At 69.9% G+C, this 14,453-nt stretch carries 15 protein-coding genes; 7 read left to right on the top strand and 8 right to left on the bottom strand.

The genetic code is table 11. The features are described from left to right. Window positions 1-16 precede the first annotated feature (16 nt). Both DV707_RS01620 and samp2 read right to left on the bottom strand, forming a co-directional pair. Window positions 17-679, bottom strand: a complete 663-nt coding sequence (locus DV707_RS01620; RefSeq protein WP_235010730.1) for a GNAT family N-acetyltransferase — start codon at window positions 677-679, stop codon at window positions 17-19. Between the two features lie 22 nt (window positions 680-701). Continuing rightward, on the bottom strand, window positions 702-914 hold the full coding sequence (samp2, locus tag DV707_RS01625) for a ubiquitin-like small modifier protein SAMP2 (RefSeq protein WP_103990921.1): 213 nt from the start codon (window positions 912-914) through the stop codon (window positions 702-704). Between the two features lie 157 nt (window positions 915-1,071). Between samp2 and DV707_RS01630 the strand changes: the two genes are divergently transcribed. The 5 genes from DV707_RS01630 to DV707_RS01650 all read left to right on the top strand — a co-directional run bounded on the left by DV707_RS01630 (window position 1,072) and on the right by DV707_RS01650 (window position 7,472). Further along, a complete protein-coding gene (locus DV707_RS01630; RefSeq protein WP_103990920.1) occupies window positions 1,072-2,052 on the top strand; it encodes a replication factor C small subunit in 981 nt (326 codons plus the stop codon). Between the two features lie 122 nt (window positions 2,053-2,174). Continuing rightward, window positions 2,175-4,943, top strand: coding sequence for an alanine--tRNA ligase (gene alaS, locus DV707_RS01635; RefSeq protein WP_103990919.1), 2,769 nt, complete (start codon window positions 2,175-2,177; stop codon window positions 4,941-4,943). An 82-nt stretch (window positions 4,944-5,025) separates the two neighbouring features. After that, entirely contained in the window at window positions 5,026-5,631 is a 606-nt protein-coding gene (locus DV707_RS01640) for a DUF7504 family protein (protein ID WP_200820852.1), read from the top strand. A gap of 104 nt (window positions 5,632-5,735) precedes the next feature. Continuing rightward, the gene (locus DV707_RS01645) at window positions 5,736-6,515 is read left to right on the top strand and encodes an alpha/beta fold hydrolase (protein WP_103990918.1); all 780 of its coding nucleotides are present in this window, start codon (window positions 5,736-5,738) and stop codon (window positions 6,513-6,515) included. 243 nt (window positions 6,516-6,758) lie between these two features. Further along, window positions 6,759-7,472: a type 1 glutamine amidotransferase gene (locus tag DV707_RS01650; RefSeq protein ID WP_103990917.1), complete on the top strand. Its 714-nt coding sequence runs from the start codon at window positions 6,759-6,761 to the stop codon at window positions 7,470-7,472. A gap of 48 nt (window positions 7,473-7,520) precedes the next feature. On the opposite strand, the gene DV707_RS01655 is transcribed toward DV707_RS01650, so the two are convergent. Beyond that, window positions 7,521-8,006: a cupin domain-containing protein gene (locus DV707_RS01655; RefSeq protein WP_103990916.1), complete on the bottom strand. Its 486-nt coding sequence runs from the start codon at window positions 8,004-8,006 to the stop codon at window positions 7,521-7,523. Window positions 8,007-8,155: 149 nt separating this feature from the next. Here DV707_RS01655 and DV707_RS01660 point away from each other — a divergent pair, with 149 nt between their 5' ends. Then, window positions 8,156-8,521 (top strand): 4Fe-4S dicluster domain-containing protein, encoded by a 366-nt coding sequence (locus DV707_RS01660; protein WP_103990915.1) that lies wholly within the window; start codon window positions 8,156-8,158, stop codon window positions 8,519-8,521. Between the two features lie 176 nt (window positions 8,522-8,697). Here the strand turns inward: DV707_RS01660 and DV707_RS01665 are convergent, their stop codons facing one another. Both DV707_RS01665 and DV707_RS01670 read right to left on the bottom strand, forming a co-directional pair. After that, window positions 8,698-10,032, bottom strand: coding sequence for a glycosyltransferase family 87 protein (locus tag DV707_RS01665; protein ID WP_103990914.1), 1,335 nt, complete (start codon window positions 10,030-10,032; stop codon window positions 8,698-8,700). Between the two features lie 154 nt (window positions 10,033-10,186). Further along, the gene (locus DV707_RS01670) at window positions 10,187-11,542 is read right to left on the bottom strand and encodes an NAD(P)/FAD-dependent oxidoreductase (RefSeq protein WP_103990913.1); all 1,356 of its coding nucleotides are present in this window, start codon (window positions 11,540-11,542) and stop codon (window positions 10,187-10,189) included. Window positions 11,543-11,749: 207 nt separating this feature from the next. Here DV707_RS01670 and DV707_RS01675 point away from each other — a divergent pair, with 207 nt between their 5' ends. Then, window positions 11,750-12,202 (top strand): ferritin-like domain-containing protein, encoded by a 453-nt coding sequence (locus DV707_RS01675; RefSeq protein ID WP_103990912.1) that lies wholly within the window; start codon window positions 11,750-11,752, stop codon window positions 12,200-12,202. Between the two features lie 42 nt (window positions 12,203-12,244). On the opposite strand, the gene DV707_RS01680 is transcribed toward DV707_RS01675, so the two are convergent. The 3 genes from DV707_RS01680 to DV707_RS01690 are packed head-to-tail and all read right to left on the bottom strand — an operon-like array spanning window position 12,245 to window position 14,394. Further along, window positions 12,245-13,006, bottom strand: coding sequence for an energy-coupling factor transporter transmembrane component T family protein (locus DV707_RS01680; protein ID WP_103990911.1), 762 nt, complete (start codon window positions 13,004-13,006; stop codon window positions 12,245-12,247). Further along, window positions 13,000-13,752, bottom strand: a complete 753-nt coding sequence (locus tag DV707_RS01685) for an energy-coupling factor ABC transporter ATP-binding protein (protein ID WP_103990910.1) — start codon at window positions 13,750-13,752, stop codon at window positions 13,000-13,002. The genes DV707_RS01680 and DV707_RS01685 overlap by 7 nt, the downstream gene beginning before the upstream one ends. A 60-nt stretch (window positions 13,753-13,812) precedes the next feature. Beyond that, on the bottom strand, window positions 13,813-14,394 hold the full coding sequence (locus DV707_RS01690; RefSeq protein ID WP_103990909.1) for a biotin transporter BioY: 582 nt from the start codon (window positions 14,392-14,394) through the stop codon (window positions 13,813-13,815). Window positions 14,395-14,453 lie beyond the last annotated feature (59 nt).

Here is a 14,453-nt window from a genome sequence, read left to right on the forward strand (position 1 = left end):
GCGGGTCGCAACCCGCTCACCTGAGCACGCCGTACAGGCGGTCGTCGCTGCCGGCGGGATCACCGGCGTGCTCGACACCGCCGTCTTCCGACCCGCCGACGCCGGTCCCCGATTCGTCGTCGCGGCTCGTCTCGCCCCCGTGCTCGCGGATCTCGAACCCGAGGGCGTCGTAGAACGGCCGCACCTGCTCGTGGAACCGGGCGACGAGCGGCCCCGACGCACGCGCCGCGGCCGCGTCGACGAGCGCGCGTCCGATCCCGCGCCCGCGACGGGAGCGATGAACCGCGATCGATTCGATCTCGGTCGCGGGGCGATCGGTTCCGACGAGGTCCGAGACGGCCGCGAAATCGCCCACCTCCGTCGGTGCCAGTCCGGTCGCGTCGCCGTCATCGTCTACCGCTCCGAGCACGCAGACGCCGACGACGCGGTCCGCCGACGTCTCAGAGCCGTCGGTGTCGCGGTCTCCCCTCTCGGTTTCGCCCTCGCGCTCCGTCTCACCGCCTCCGGATTCGTCGACGTCCGCGGGCGTTCCGTACTCGTCGACCACGGCCACGAGCACGTCTCCGTCGTCGATCCGGCGGCGCACCCGCTCGCGGTCGAACTCCAGCATCGCGGCGTCGAGCAGTCGGGCGACGTCGTCAGCGTCGTCGGCCGTCGCCTCGCGGATCTGGTGGCTCACGGTCGGATTCCGGGGTGCAAACTCACCGCGGCGACGACCCGCCCTTGATGAGTCGAAGCACTCGCACGCGGTCGACCTCGACGGGCTGGTCCTCCGGAACGGGAGCGCCGTCGACCATCACGGACACCTCGTGAGGCGAGTAGCCGACGGCTCGGACGAGATCGGCGTACGTGTCGCCGTCGTCGACCGCGACTGTCTCTTCGCCCTCGCCGACGACGTCGACGGTCACGCGCATACGCTCGCTTCGAGCCTCTGGGGCTTGCCGGTTTCGCTTCTCCCAGGCTCGCCGGTTTCGGCTCGGGCGTGACGGACTGGGTCGGCGGCACGCTCGACCGCCCTCTGTCGCGACGAAACGCGGGTGGTTTATGAGCCACGGGCCCCCTCTCTCGCGTATGAGTGAGGCCGACGCCTCGGAGGGGGCCCCGGCGGGACGCGAGATCTGGATCGAGAAGTACCGACCGGAGTCGTTCGAGGACATCTACGGACAAGAGGAGATCGTCGAACGGCTCCGGTCCTACGTCGAGCGCGACGACCTGCCGCACCTGCTCTTCTCGGGGCCGGCCGGCGTGGGGAAAACCACCGCGGCCACCGCGATCGCCCGCGAAGTGTACGGCGACGACTGGCGCAACAACTTCCTCGAACTGAACGCCTCCGACGAGCGGGGAATCGACGTCGTCCGCGATCGGATCAAGAACTTCGCTCGCTCGTCGTTCGGCGGCTACGACCACCGGATCATCTTCCTCGACGAGGCGGACTCTCTCACCGACGACGCCCAGTCAGCGCTGCGCCGGACGATGGAGCAGTTCTCCGACAACACGCGCTTCATCCTCTCGTGTAACTACTCCTCGAAGATCATCGACCCGATCCAGTCGCGGTGTGCGGTCTTCCGCTTCTCGCCGCTGTCGGACGACGCGGTCCGCCAGCAGGTCGAAGACATCGCCGCGGCGGAGGGAATCGAGGTCACCGAAGACGGTCTCGACGCGCTCGTCTACGCCGCGAGCGGGGATATGCGCCGCGCGATCAACTCCCTGCAGGCGGCGGCGACGACCGGCGACGTCGTCGACGAGGAGGCGGTGTATCTCATCACCTCGACCGCCCGCCCCGAGCAGATCGAGGAGATGGTCGAGGCGGCAATCGACGGCGACTTCGCGTCGGCGCGGTCCCAACTCGAAACGCTGCTGGTCGACACCGGGATGGCCGGCGGCGACGTCATCGATCAGCTGCACCGCTCGGCGTGGGAATTCGACCTCGACGAGCGCACGACCGTTCGGTTGATGGAGCGGATCGGCGAGGCCGACTACCGGATCACCGCCGGGGCGAACGAGCGGGTCCAGCTGGAGGCGCTGTTGGCCTCCCTCGCGGCCGAGGAGTAGGCTCGACCGACGGCGACGCGTCGGCGTCGGCCGCTAATCGCTCGTTAAACGCCCTCGGACGCCCGTCCGTCCTCTCCCGCTCCCGGAACTGTTTTACCCGGCCGTGGGCCAACTGACGGGTAATGAGTGAACTCGAAGCGGAGTATCGCCTCGACTACTTCGAGGAGGAGGGGTTCCACCGGAAGCAGTGTCCGGTGACTGACGTCCACTTCTGGACGCGCGACCCCGACCGCGAGACGTGCGGCGAGCCGCCCGCGGACGACTACTCCTTCATCGATAACCCCGGCTTCGACGAGGAGTACACCTTAGAGGAGATGCGAGAGGAGTTCCTCTCGTTCTTCGAGGAGCACGGCCACGAGCGGATCGAGCCGTACCCGGTCGCGGCGAACCGCTGGCGGGACGACGTCCTCCTGACGCAGGCGTCGATCTACGACTTCCAGCCGCTGGTCACGAGCGGGCAGACGCCCCCGCCGGCGAACCCCCTCACCATCTCCCAGCCCTGCATCCGGATGCAGGACATCGACAACGTCGGCAAGACCGGCCGGCACACGATGGCCTTCGAGATGATGGCCCACCACGCGTTCAACGCCCGCGAGGAGGCCGGCGACCAGTACGCCTACTCCGGCGAGGTCTACTGGAAGGACGAGACCGTCGAACTCTGCGATCAGTTCTTCGAGCACATGGGCGCAGACCTCGAAGAGATCACCTACATCGAGGACCCGTGGGTCGGCGGCGGCAACGCCGGCCCCGCCTTCGAGGTCCTGTACCGCGGCGCCGAACTCGCGACGCTCGTCTTCATGTCGATGGAGCAGGACGAGGACGGCGACTACGAGATGAAGGACGGCAACCGGTACTCGCCGATGGACACCTACATCGTCGACACCGGCTACGGCCTCGAACGCTGGACGTGGGTGTCGCAGGGGACGCCCACCGTCTACGAGGCGGTCTACCCCGACATGATCGAGTTCCTCAAGGAGAACGCCAACGTCTCGCTGACGGACGACGAGGAGGAACTCGTCCACCGCGCGGCGAAGCTCTCGGGGTATCTCGACATCGACGAGGTCGACGACCTGACCGCGGCCCGGGCGGACGTCGCCGACGAACTCGGCGTCGATTCGGAGGAACTCACGGAACTCCTCGAACCGCTGGAGACGATCTACGCCATCGCGGATCACTGCCGGACGCTGGCCTACATGTTCGGCGACGAGATCGTCCCCTCGAACGTCGGCACGGGCTACCTCGCGCGGATGGTCCTGCGGCGGACGAAGCGACTCGTCGACGACGTCGGCGTCGACGCGCCGCTGGACGAACTCGTGGATATGCAGGCCGAGCGCCTCGACTACGAGAACCGGGACACGATCCGCGACATCGTCCGCACCGAGGAGCGCAAGTACCGGGAGACCCTCGAACGCGGCCGTCGGAAGGTCGAGAACCTGGCCGCCGAGTACGCCGACAGAGCGGAGTCGATCCCCGTCGAGGAGCTCATCGAACTGTACGACTCCCACGGCATCCAGCCCGAGATGGTCGAGGAGATCGCGGCCGACCGCGGGGCGAGCGTCGACGTCCCCGACGACTTCTACTCGCTGGTCGCGGAGCGCCACGAGGGCGAGGGGGCGTCCCGAGAGGCCGTCGAACGCAGCGAGCGCCTCGCGAACCTCCCCGAGACCGAGCGGCTCTACTACGACGACCAGGAGCGCACCGAGTTCGAGGCGGTCGTCCTCGACGTCATCGAGCGCGAGGAGGGCTACGACGTCGTCCTCGATCAGACGATGTTCTACCCCGAGGGCGGCGGTCAGCCGGCCGACCACGGGACGCTCGCGACCGACGACGCGACGGTGCAGGTGACGGACGTCCAGATCCGCGACGGGATCGTCCTCCACCGGACCGACGGCAACCCCGGCAAGGGCGAGTTCGTCCGCGGCCAACTCGACGTCGAGCGCCGCCGTCGCCTGATGCGGCATCACACCGCCACGCACGTCATCGGCTACGCCGCCCGCCAGGTCCTCGGCGAGCACGTCCGGCAGGCCGGCGCACAGAAGGGCACGCACCGCTCGCGGCTCGACGTCAGACACTACGAGCGGATCACGCGAGAGGAGGTAAAGCGGATCGAGGCGGTCGCCAACGACCTCGTGATGCGCAACGTCTCGGTCAAGCAGCACTGGCCGGACCGACACGAGGCCGAGGAGGAGTACGGCTTCGACCTCTATCAGGGCGGCATCCCGCCGGGGCAGAACATCCGGACGATCACCATCGAAGACGACGTCCAGGCCTGCGGTGGGACGCACGTGAGCCGCACCGGCGACATCGGGACGATCAAGATCCTCACGACCGAGCCGGTCCAAGACGGCGTCGAGCGGATCGCCTTCGCCGCCGGCGACGCCGCGATCGAGGCCACCCAGCGCACCGAGGACGCCCTCTACGAGGCGGCGGAGGTGCTCGACGTGACGCCCGAGGACGTTCCCGAGACGGCCGAGCGGTTCTTCACCGAGTGGAAGGAGCGCGGCAAGACGATCGACCGGCTGAAGACCGAACTGGCGGAGGCGCGCGCGGCCGCCGGCGAGGACGAGATCGACGTCGACGGGACGCCCGCCGTCGTGCGGCGACTCGACGGCGACGCCGACGAACTCCGCGCGACCGCCAACGCGCTCGTCGAGGAGGGCACGGTGGCGGTGCTCGGCTCCGCGAGCGGCGGCAGCGCCCAGTTCGTCGTCGGCGTTCCCGACGGCGTCGGCATCAACGCGGGCGAGGTGGTCGGAGAGCTCGCCGGCCGCGTCGGCGGCGGCGGCGGCGGCCCGCCGGACTTCGCGCAGGGCGGCGGCCCCGACGTGGACGCGCTCGACGACGCGCTCGAAGCGGCCCCCGAGATCCTCCGCGCGGTTCGAAGCGCCTGATCGACGGTCCGAACCCCTGTCGATTCCGACAACGGATTCCGTCGTCACAAGACTTATCGACACTTGTTGATATTCCAACACTGTGTCCTCCATCGAACGGGTGGTGTCTCAGGTCGCCGGGGCGTCCACCGTGTTGGTCCTCCGGCCCCAGTCGGCGCGTCTCGGCGACGTCGAGTGCAAGGGGGCGCTCGTCGAGCGTCCGAACGAGGTCGAACTGCTCGGCGTCTCCTTTTCGCAGCCGCCCGGCGTCTGGTACGACGAGTGGGTCGAAGCGCTCGGGACCGCTCCCGACGCGGCGGCCGTGATCACGACGCCGGAACTGGCGGACGGGGGTCTCGGCGACCGCGACCTCGACGTCGAGACGGTGGCTTCGCCGTCGAACCTCACGGGCATCGGCGTCAAATCGACGTCGTACCTGAGCCGGTGGGACGACGCGCTCGCGGTCGTCGAATCGCTCACGGTCCCGCTCCAGTACGCCGACACGCAGAGCGTCTACAAGTTCCTCCACGTCCTGACGACCCGGCTCCAGGCCACCGGCGCGGCGGGACAGTTCTATCTCGATCCGACCGTGGAGACGGACCGAACCGTCGAACTGTTCAAGACGCTGTTCGACGCGGTCGTCGAGTGCGAGGTCGGCGACGGCGACGACCGGACGGTCGAGTGGTCGGTGACGCGCCGCGACGGCTGAGCGGCGGGCTCTCGTTCGAGGATCGAGCGGCCCGCTCGCTGCGACGCGTTCGCGTCGTGGCCGCGCTTCGAGACGCCTAAACCGCTCCCGAGCGAGGCGTACCTATGGCTCGCACCTCGAACGGCGACGTCTCGCTCTACTACGAGACGGCCGGCAGCGGCCCGACCGTCGCGTTCGTCGGGGACGTCGGCTACGGCGCGTGGCAGTGGGGCTGGCAGCACGCCGCGGTCGCGGGCCCCTACGAGAGCCTCGTGGCCGACCTCCGCGGCACCGGGCGGTCGGACGCGCCGGCCGGCCCGTACGCCGTCGGGGACCTCGTCGAGGACCTCACGACGGTCCTCTCGGACGCTGGCGTCCGCTCGGCGCACGTCGTCGGCGCGGGCCTTGGCGGGGCCGTCGCCCTGGAGGCGGCGCGAACCACGTCCCGGGTCGACAGCCTGTTCCTCCTCGGCACCGCCGCCCGCGGGACCGGAATCGACCTCGAACCGCTGTGGGGCGACCCCGACGACGCCGACGCGCTCGAACGCTCGCTCGCGGCGGGCCTCTCGGCGTCGTTCGTCGACGCCCGCGAGGACGCCGTCGCGCAGATGGTCGAGTGGCGTTCCGCGGAGGACGCCGACCGGCCCGCGTGGGAGGCACAGGCCGCCGCGGTCGACGGCTTCGACGTCTCGGACCGGCTCTACGAAATCACCGTCCCCGCGCTCGCCGTCCACGGCCGCGACGACGCCGTCTGGCCGCCCGAGCGCGGAGAGAAACTGGCCGAGGGGCTCCCGCGTGGGGGATTCCGTCCGATCGAGAACGCGGGACATCTCGTCCACGTCGAGGCCTCGAAGCGGGTCAACGACGAACTGTTGGGATTTCTCGCAGACCGCGAGGACGACTAGTCCGGCGCGGACGCGATTCCGGGGAGGAGCAGTCGCCGTCGGGGCGCATTCGAGCGACTGTCGCCGAACTACGCCCGTGAGGCCGTCGGCCCGCCCGCGTCGGAAGAACCCTCGCCAGCGTCGGCAACACCGTCGCCAGCCCGCCCACGTCGGCAACACCGTCGTCACCGCCGGCGTCGGAGAGACCGGCACGACCGCCCGCGGGCGCAAGGCATTTTCCCTCGCGTCGCGTTCCGAACACTGATGACTGCGGCACGCGACCGACTCCGCCTCGCACTCCTGGACGCCTCCCACGGCGACGAGCACACGCCACGGAACTTCCGCCGGGAGCTCGACGCCGACCTCGTCGAGTTCGACGTGACGGACGGCGAGCGGCCGGCCGGGTTCGACTTCGACGGCGTCGTCGTCACCGGCTCTCGCTCGTCGGTCTACTGGGACCGCGACTGGATCCGCCCGCTGGTCGACTACGTCGCCGAAGCCGACGAGCGCGGGCTGCCCATCCTCGGCGTCTGTTACGGCCACCAGGTCGTCGCCGCGGCGCTGGGCGGCCGCGTCGAGGACATGGGCGAGTACGAGATCGGTTACCGCGAGATCCGGAAGACGGCAGACGACGAACTCCTCGACGGCGTCGACGAGACCTTCACGGCGTTCACGACCCACTCGGACGCGGTCACCGAACTCCCGCCCGGGGCCGAACTGCTCGCCGAGAACGACTACGGGGTCCACGCGTTCCGCCGGGGCGACGCGTGGGGCGTGCAGTTCCACCCCGAGTACGACCGCGAGACGGCGGTCGCGATCACGAACGAGAAGGACCTCTCCGCCGAGCGCCGCCGCTCGGTGCTCGACGGCATCGACGACGAGAACTACGCCGCCGCCTGCCGCACGAAGCGGCTGTTCGACAACTTCACCGACGCCGTCCGGCGGATTCGGGGCGAACGGGCGGCCGCGGCCGACTGAACAGCCGATTGCGGGGCGCGCTCGACCTCCCCGCCGCCGGCCGCCCGATCAGGACTCGCCCTCCCAGTAGTCGACGTCGTCGTCGCGGCGGTAGTACCCGGAGACCACCCGCTCGTCGGCGTCGCCGCCGGGCGGTGATCCCGCGTACACGCCGATCTTCTCGGAGTCGGGATAGACGGTCACGTCGGGGTCCTGCATCGTCGAGACGGCGAGGAATCGGAGCGGGTCGTCGCCGTCGTTGTGGAGTCGGTGCGCGCCGTCCGGATCCGCCGGGAAGGCGCAGAAGTCGCCCGGTTCGATCCGCTCCTCGCCGTCGGGCGTCCGGAGCACGCCGCTGCCGGCGAGGACGTACACCGCCTCCTCGTTGCCGGCGTGGAAGTGATACGGCCACGACGACGCCCCCGGCGGGAGTTCGTAGAGGCTCGCGCCGAGGTCCTCGGCGTCGGTCTCGCCCGCGAGTTGCTTTCGCCTGAAGTGCGTCTCCTCGCGTTCGGTTTCGGTCCACTCGACGTCGCGCTCGTTGACACGACCCATACGCTCCGTCCCGGAGCTAGCGGCTTAAACACGGGGGCGGCGCCTCGAACGTCGAAGAGCGGCGGCCGAGCGCCGGTGCATACGGCTCCAGCGCGGAAGAGAGAGCGGCACCGACGACGTTTTCCTCCTCTCGACTGTACTGGCGGACAATGGGAATCGATCCGAACTTCGACAGCAACCGCGAGAAGGTCGGCGAGGAGGAGTTGGAGGAGCTTCGCTCGTCCGCGAGCCAAACGGAATTCGGCGAGGGGGTCGACGTCTGGGGGCCCGTCGAACCGCCGGAGAAACTGGGCATCCACGGGACGCACGTCGCCGTCGACTACGACCTCTGCGTCGCCGACGGCGCGTGTCTGGAGAACTGCCCGGTCGACGTGTTCACGTGGGTCGAGACGCCGGATCACCCCGAATCCGAGCGGAAGGTCGAACCGACCCGCGAGGACCAGTGCATCGACTGTATGCTCTGCGTCGACATCTGTCCGGTCGACGCCATCGACGTCGACGGCTCGCGGGCCTGACACCGATCACTCTCACGTTGTCCCGCCGAGCGCCACCCCCGTCGACGGCGCTCGGCGGGAAGAGACGGGAGTACCCAGTATGAGTCGGTTCTTCCTCTTCCGACTGCGCTCGCCGTGTTGTCGACGCACCTCGAACTGCCGACGGACCTCGCACTGTCGACGCGCCTCGCACGGCGTCACTCGGTAACGCCCCGGACCGCTGCCCGACCCCGGCTCCCGGCCCGGACGACCGCCCGGTAGAGACGCACGTCGTACGTCGCCGCCGCGCACGCGATCAACATAATTATAATTCCGTACAGCGGCACCGTCGCGAACGTGAAGACGTCGACGAGGACGACTTCTAGGAGGGGCGGAAAACCGAACTCCCGAACCGCCTCGACGAGCGAGCCCGGATACTCGTTGGCGAACATCACCGCGCCGCCGGCCAGAAAGAGCCGGCGTCCCGGCCCCTCCCAGACGTACCACAGCGGAATCATCGGGAAGAAGAGCAGCACGAGATACCACTGCAGCGCCGGGATCAGCGTGACCGTCACGACCAGCGTCGCGAAGACGGCGATCAGCCGCCCCCGGAGCGTCTCCACGTCGGCGTAGAGAGCCAGGAGGATTCCCGCACCGGCGAGCGCGGCGAGCGGCGTCAGCACCTCCGGCGGAGCGTTCGGAAAGAGCCCCCAGACGACGTGCGACAGCGGCCGCTGGAGCGTCACGTAGAACGTCGCGTCCGCGGGGTAGCCGCCGACGAAGGCCGCGGTCTCCGCGCGGTCGAACACGACCTTCGAGAAGAACGTGACCGTCGGCTCCGTCCCGTACGCGACGACGCCCGCGAGGAGGCCGCCGACGCCGACGGCCGTCGCGCTCGCGACCGCGCGCCACGACCGGCGTTTCAGCAGCCATACGCCGACGATGGCCGGGAAGAGTTTGAACAGCGCGGCGAGTCCGAACGCGGCGCCGGCGACGCCCTCGCGGTCGTTTCCGAGCGCGAGGAAGCCGGCGACGAACGCCAGCGCGACGAGCAGGTTGATGTTGCCGTAGTAGATCGTCCCGAAGGTGAACGGCGAGACGAGTACGACCCCCGTGATCAGTCCGACGTCGAGCCACCCGAGCCTGTACGCCGTCCGATCGACGAATCGAACGACGGCGGCCGCGACGGCGAGGCCCGCGAGGACGTTCAGCGCGACGACGATCCAGTAGCCGGTGAGCCACTCGAAGCCGGTGAACGGGTAGTAGACGGTGACGGTGATCGGCGGGTAGAGATACACCGCCCACTCGCCCAGTTCCGGCGGGGCGACGCCGTAGAACGACTGTCCCTCCCGGGCCAGTTTCGCGGCGTACCGGTAGGTCCGGACGTTCGCGCCGAGGTTGCCGCCGGGGCTCCACGCCCACTCGGTCCAGTCGGGATTGAAGTTGCGGTCGTACGCGGCGGCGCCCCACAGGATCGCGAAGGCCATCGCGGCCCAGACGGTTCTCTTCGAGCGGGCGACGAGGGGTCGGCCGAGCGGGTCTGGGAGGGCCATCGATCGTCACGCCGTGGTCGACTCGTGACGGATGCACAGTCACCGTTCGAGTCCTTATAATCTCCCGTGTCGACCCGCCGGATGCGGGCGACGCACACCCGCGGACGACGAAGCGCCCCGGACACTGGCGTCGGTCGGAGTCGTCGCCGCAGTCCTACCCGACGGTGGGGCTGAGCGCCCGCCAGACCACTGCGGGACGGAACAGCGACGACGGGGGCCGATCGAGTATGAGGACGCGGCCGACCGCGGTGCGCAACGCGGGGTCGTCGTGGCCGCGACGGATCAGCCGCGACAGGTAGCGGTTGGTGAGGTCGGTCCCGAACGGCTTCGGGCCGGTCGTCTCCTCGAAGCCGAAGTCGCTGCCGACGGCGATCTGCCAGACGACGTCGACGACGTCTCCGACGGCCGCGAAGTACCGCTCCGGGAGGTTCCGGAGGCCGCCCTCGGCGAGCGCGTGGTGGAGTAACAGCGCGTCCAGGGCCGCGACCGACATCCCCTGTCCGTAGATCGGATTGAAACTGGCGACGCCGTCGCCGGTCACGACCAGGCCGTCGGGGAAGCGATCGAGTTCGGCGTAGCGGCGGCGGAGGCTCGACGGGAACGGATAGCGGTGGACCGACTCGTCGACCCACGGTTGCGAGCGGACCACTTCCGCGAGTTCCCCGACCGGCAACCGATCGAGGAAGTCGGTCACTCCCTCGCGTTCGGCCGGCGTCTCGACGTCGTGGACGCCCTGCAGGAGCACCTGCCACTGGTCGCCCTCGATGGGGATGACGTAGGTCCCCCGCTTCCGGGGGGCAGACGGCGGGACGAAGAACAGCCGACGGTCCTCGGGCGGTCGCTCGATGCGGACCGTGCTGTAGTCCACGTCGATCCGGACCCGGTCGACCGGCGGGCTCTCGAACCCGTTGTCGTCGAGCCACCCCGGCGTCCGACTCGTTCGGCCCATCGCGTCGACGACGAGGTCGGCGTCGAGGCGCCGTTCCGCGCCGTTCCCGTCCCGATAGGCGACGCCGGTCACCGCCGTCGAGTCCTCCCCTGTGAGATAGTCGAAGAACCGGCAGCCGTCCCGGAACTCGACGCTCCCGATCGAGCGGACGTGCCGCCGGACGACGTGCTCGAAGAGCGGCCTGCTCGCCGCGTACATCGGCGACCGCTCGGAGCCGTCGGCGACGAACCCGCCCTCGTCGTACCACTTGATGTCGGAGAACGCGTCGATCAGCAGCCCGCCCTCGCGCAGGACGTCGTCGCCGAACCCCGGAAAGAGGTCCTCGAGCGTGGCGCGTCCCGCCTCCAGCAACGCGTGCGGGTGCCCCGTCTGTGGCGCCCCGTCCCGCGCGACCGGCTCGTCGGACAACTCGTCGCGCTCGACGATCACGACCTCCTCGAAGGCGTCCGAGAGGACGCGCGCCGCGCACAGGCCGGCCAGGCTCCCCCCGACGACGACGCCGCGGTCGCCGACGGAATCGACTGCCTCGGGGTCGTAGCGGTCGACCTCGGTCAGTACCATACCGATTCACCCCACGCCGATAATGACAGTCAGAAATGATAAAATCACGTGACGTTCCGGACGTAGAGACGATCGCGATCTGTCGTCCCGTGCCCGGGCCGCCGGTCTCGGCTCGTCCCGTCGACCGGGGTCCCACCGCGGCGTTCGGCTCCCGTCGCCGATCCCGTCGACAGTATCTTGCCGCCGGCGACCGAACGTCTACCCACGATGTCTGACGAAGTCGTTCGGCTGCTCCAGAAGGCCTACCAGGACGAGATCGAGACCGTGATGAACTACATGACGAACTCCATCGTCCTCGACGGCGTCCGCGCCGAAGAGATCAAGGAGTCCCTCCAGCAGGACATCCAGGAGGAACTCGGCCACGCCGAGCAGCTCGGAAACCGGCTCAAGCAGCTCGACGAGCATCCGCCCGGCTCGGCCGCCTTCGAGGCGAACCAGCTGAGCCTCCAGCCGCCGGAGGACACCACGGACGTGCTCTCGGTGATCGAGGGCGTCCTCGACGCCGAGGACGACGCCATCGAGACGTACCGCGCGCTCGTCGTCGCGGCCGACGAGGCCGACGACCCGGTGACCGAGGACCTGGCGGTGACGCTCCTGGCCGACGAGGAGGCCCACCGGACGGAGTTCCGCGGGTTCAAGAAGGAGTACAGCCAGGAGTAGCCCTTCCTCCTTCCTCGACGGCCGAGGGGGACTGCACCGCTTTCAGAACGCGATCGATCCCGTGAGCGCCGCGGCGACGAGCAGACCCAGGAGGTCGACCCGTCCGAACCGCAGCGCCGGGAGCGTCGGATTCCACGCGAAGCAGCGGGCGCGGAGCGCGAGCGCCAGGCGATCGGCGCGGCCGAACGCCCGCCGGATTCCCGCCGCGGCGACGAGCCGCATCCGCTCGCGGAGCGGCCGCTCCGTACCCAGACGGGCGGCCGAGGCCTCCCGGACCGACCGGAGGTCCGAGCGCAGGAGCGGGAGGAAGCGGAACACGAGCGCGACGCCGACGCCGAGCAGGCGGCCGCCGCGGCCCGGAACGAGGCGCTGGATCGCCGCCCGGGAGTCGCGGACGGGCGTCGTGTGCAGGTAGACCGCCGACACGAGCAGGATGAGAAGCACCCGGTAGCTCGCCAGCAGCGGGTCGGTCGCCGCCGCGGGATCGATTCCGAGCGACCACGCCGCCCCGCCGTTTCCGACCGGCCACGTCGCCGCCTCCGCGACCCCGGTGACCTCGACGTCGACGACCGAGACCAGCGGCCCGGCCGCCAGAAACGGCAGCGCCGGTAGATAGCCGCGGACCGCTCGGAGGGGCGAGAGCCGACCGGCGGCGAGGAACGCCGCAGCGACGACGGTCGCCCACAGAAGCCCTCTCGGCGTCGTGTGCGCGAACGCGGCGGCGGCGAAGGCGGCCTGTGCGAGCAGTTTCGTCCGCGGGTCGAGGCGGTGGGCGAGCGAGTCGCCGGGCGTGTACGTCAGCATCGACGGGGCGGACGGGCCGAGCGGTCGCGAGTGTCGGCTTCGGCCCGCTCCGGCACGCGAATGTCGTATCCAGCCAGGGAGTCGACGACGTCTCCGGGTGCGCCGTCGACTGCGACGCGGCCGTCGGCCATCGCGAGGACCCGGTCCGCCAGTCCGAGGACGTCGCGGAGGTCGTGGGTGACGATCACGACGCCCGTCCCCGACGCCGACAGCGCGCGGAGCCGATCCAGGACAGACTTCCGAGCGGGGTCGTCGAGCCCGGTGAACGGCTCGTCGAGCACGAGGTGGTCGGGCTCCATCGCCAGCGCGCCCGCGATGGCGACCCGTTCGCGCTCGCCGCCGGAGAGTTCGTCGACCCGATCCTCTCGGCGATTCGCGAGGTTCACCGCCGCGAGCGCCTCCTCGACGCGCCGGTCGATCTCCCCTCTCGCGAGCCCGAGGTTCTCCGGTCCGAAGGCGACGTCCGCGCCCACCGTGGCCGCGACTAACTGATCGCGCGGCTCCTGAAACACCATTCCCACCACCGTCCGGGCGGCGACGAGGTCGCCCGCCACGTCGCGGCCGTTCACCTCGACCCTTCCCTCGTCCGGTTCCAGCAGCCCGTTGAAGTGGCGGACGAGCGTGGTCTTCCCGGAGCCGTTCGCGCCCGCGAGGACGACGCACTCGCCGTCGTCGATCGCGAGCGACACGTCGTCGACGGCGACGACGTCGCCGTAGCGGTGGGTCAGCCCCTCGGTTCGGATCATCGCGGCCCGGCCCTCGCGCTCCCGGTCATCGTCCTCGACCGGCTACGAGATGCATCGCTCTCACGCGGCCGCCGCGGCGTCGCTGCGGACGACGCCGACGGCCGCCGCGATCTTCACGGCCTCGAAGGGGACGAACGCCAGCGCGCTCACCGCGAACGCCTCGACGAGACCGACGTTCTGGACGAGTGCGAACCCGACCGTGCCGAGCGCGTAGATCACGACCGTCCCGGCGAGCATCCCGCCGACCAGCCGGGGGGTACCGACCGCCTTCGGGTCGCTCAGGCCGTCGAACCCGTGGACGGCGGCGCCGACCAGCGCCGCGGCGAACGGGTACGACCAGAGGTAGCCCGCGGTGTACCCGACGAGCGGACCGAACCCGGCGGAGCCGCCGGCGAAGATCGGCGCCCCCGCGGCGCCGGCGACCAGGTAGAACGCCATCGACGCGCCGCCCCAGACCGGCCCCAGGAACACCCCCGCGAGGAAGACGCCGAGCACTTGGAGACTCACCGGGACCGGCGAGATCGGATTCGGGAACGATACGTACGCGAACGCGCCGGTGAGCGCCGCGAACAACGCCGCACGCGCGACGTTGCCGACGACGTCCTCGCCGACGAGTTCGACCGACTGCGTCTCTGCGGACATACCTTCCCTCGTCTCGTAAACCCAAATGAATACTTCGGTTTACGATGGCAATCTTTGTA

The organism is Halobellus limi, assembly GCF_004799685.1.
GTDB lineage: Archaea > Halobacteriota > Halobacteria > Halobacteriales > Haloferacaceae > Haloquadratum > Haloquadratum limi.

Coding starts and splice junctions, on each gene's coding strand:
- samp2 (WP_103990921.1), bottom strand. CDS start 914: ATGCGCGTGACCGTCGACGTCGTCGGCGAGGGCGAAGAGACAGTCGCG.
- DV707_RS01685 (WP_103990910.1), bottom strand. CDS start 13,752: ATGATCCGAACCGAGGGGCTGACCCACCGCTACGGCGACGTCGTCGCC.
- DV707_RS01670 (WP_103990913.1), bottom strand. CDS start 11,542: ATGGTACTGACCGAGGTCGACCGCTACGACCCCGAGGCAGTCGATTCC.
- DV707_RS01630 (WP_103990920.1), top strand. CDS start 1,072: ATGAGTGAGGCCGACGCCTCGGAGGGGGCCCCGGCGGGACGCGAGATC.
- DV707_RS01650 (WP_103990917.1), top strand. CDS start 6,759: ATGACTGCGGCACGCGACCGACTCCGCCTCGCACTCCTGGACGCCTCC.
- DV707_RS01660 (WP_103990915.1), top strand. CDS start 8,156: ATGGGAATCGATCCGAACTTCGACAGCAACCGCGAGAAGGTCGGCGAG.
- DV707_RS01675 (WP_103990912.1), top strand. CDS start 11,750: ATGTCTGACGAAGTCGTTCGGCTGCTCCAGAAGGCCTACCAGGACGAG.
- DV707_RS01655 (WP_103990916.1), bottom strand. CDS start 8,006: ATGGGTCGTGTCAACGAGCGCGACGTCGAGTGGACCGAAACCGAACGC.
- alaS (WP_103990919.1), top strand. CDS start 2,175: ATGAGTGAACTCGAAGCGGAGTATCGCCTCGACTACTTCGAGGAGGAG.
- DV707_RS01680 (WP_103990911.1), bottom strand. CDS start 13,006: ATGCTGACGTACACGCCCGGCGACTCGCTCGCCCACCGCCTCGACCCG.
- DV707_RS01690 (WP_103990909.1), bottom strand. CDS start 14,394: ATGTCCGCAGAGACGCAGTCGGTCGAACTCGTCGGCGAGGACGTCGTC.
- DV707_RS01665 (WP_103990914.1), bottom strand. CDS start 10,032: ATGGCCCTCCCAGACCCGCTCGGCCGACCCCTCGTCGCCCGCTCGAAG.
- DV707_RS01645 (WP_103990918.1), top strand. CDS start 5,736: ATGGCTCGCACCTCGAACGGCGACGTCTCGCTCTACTACGAGACGGCC.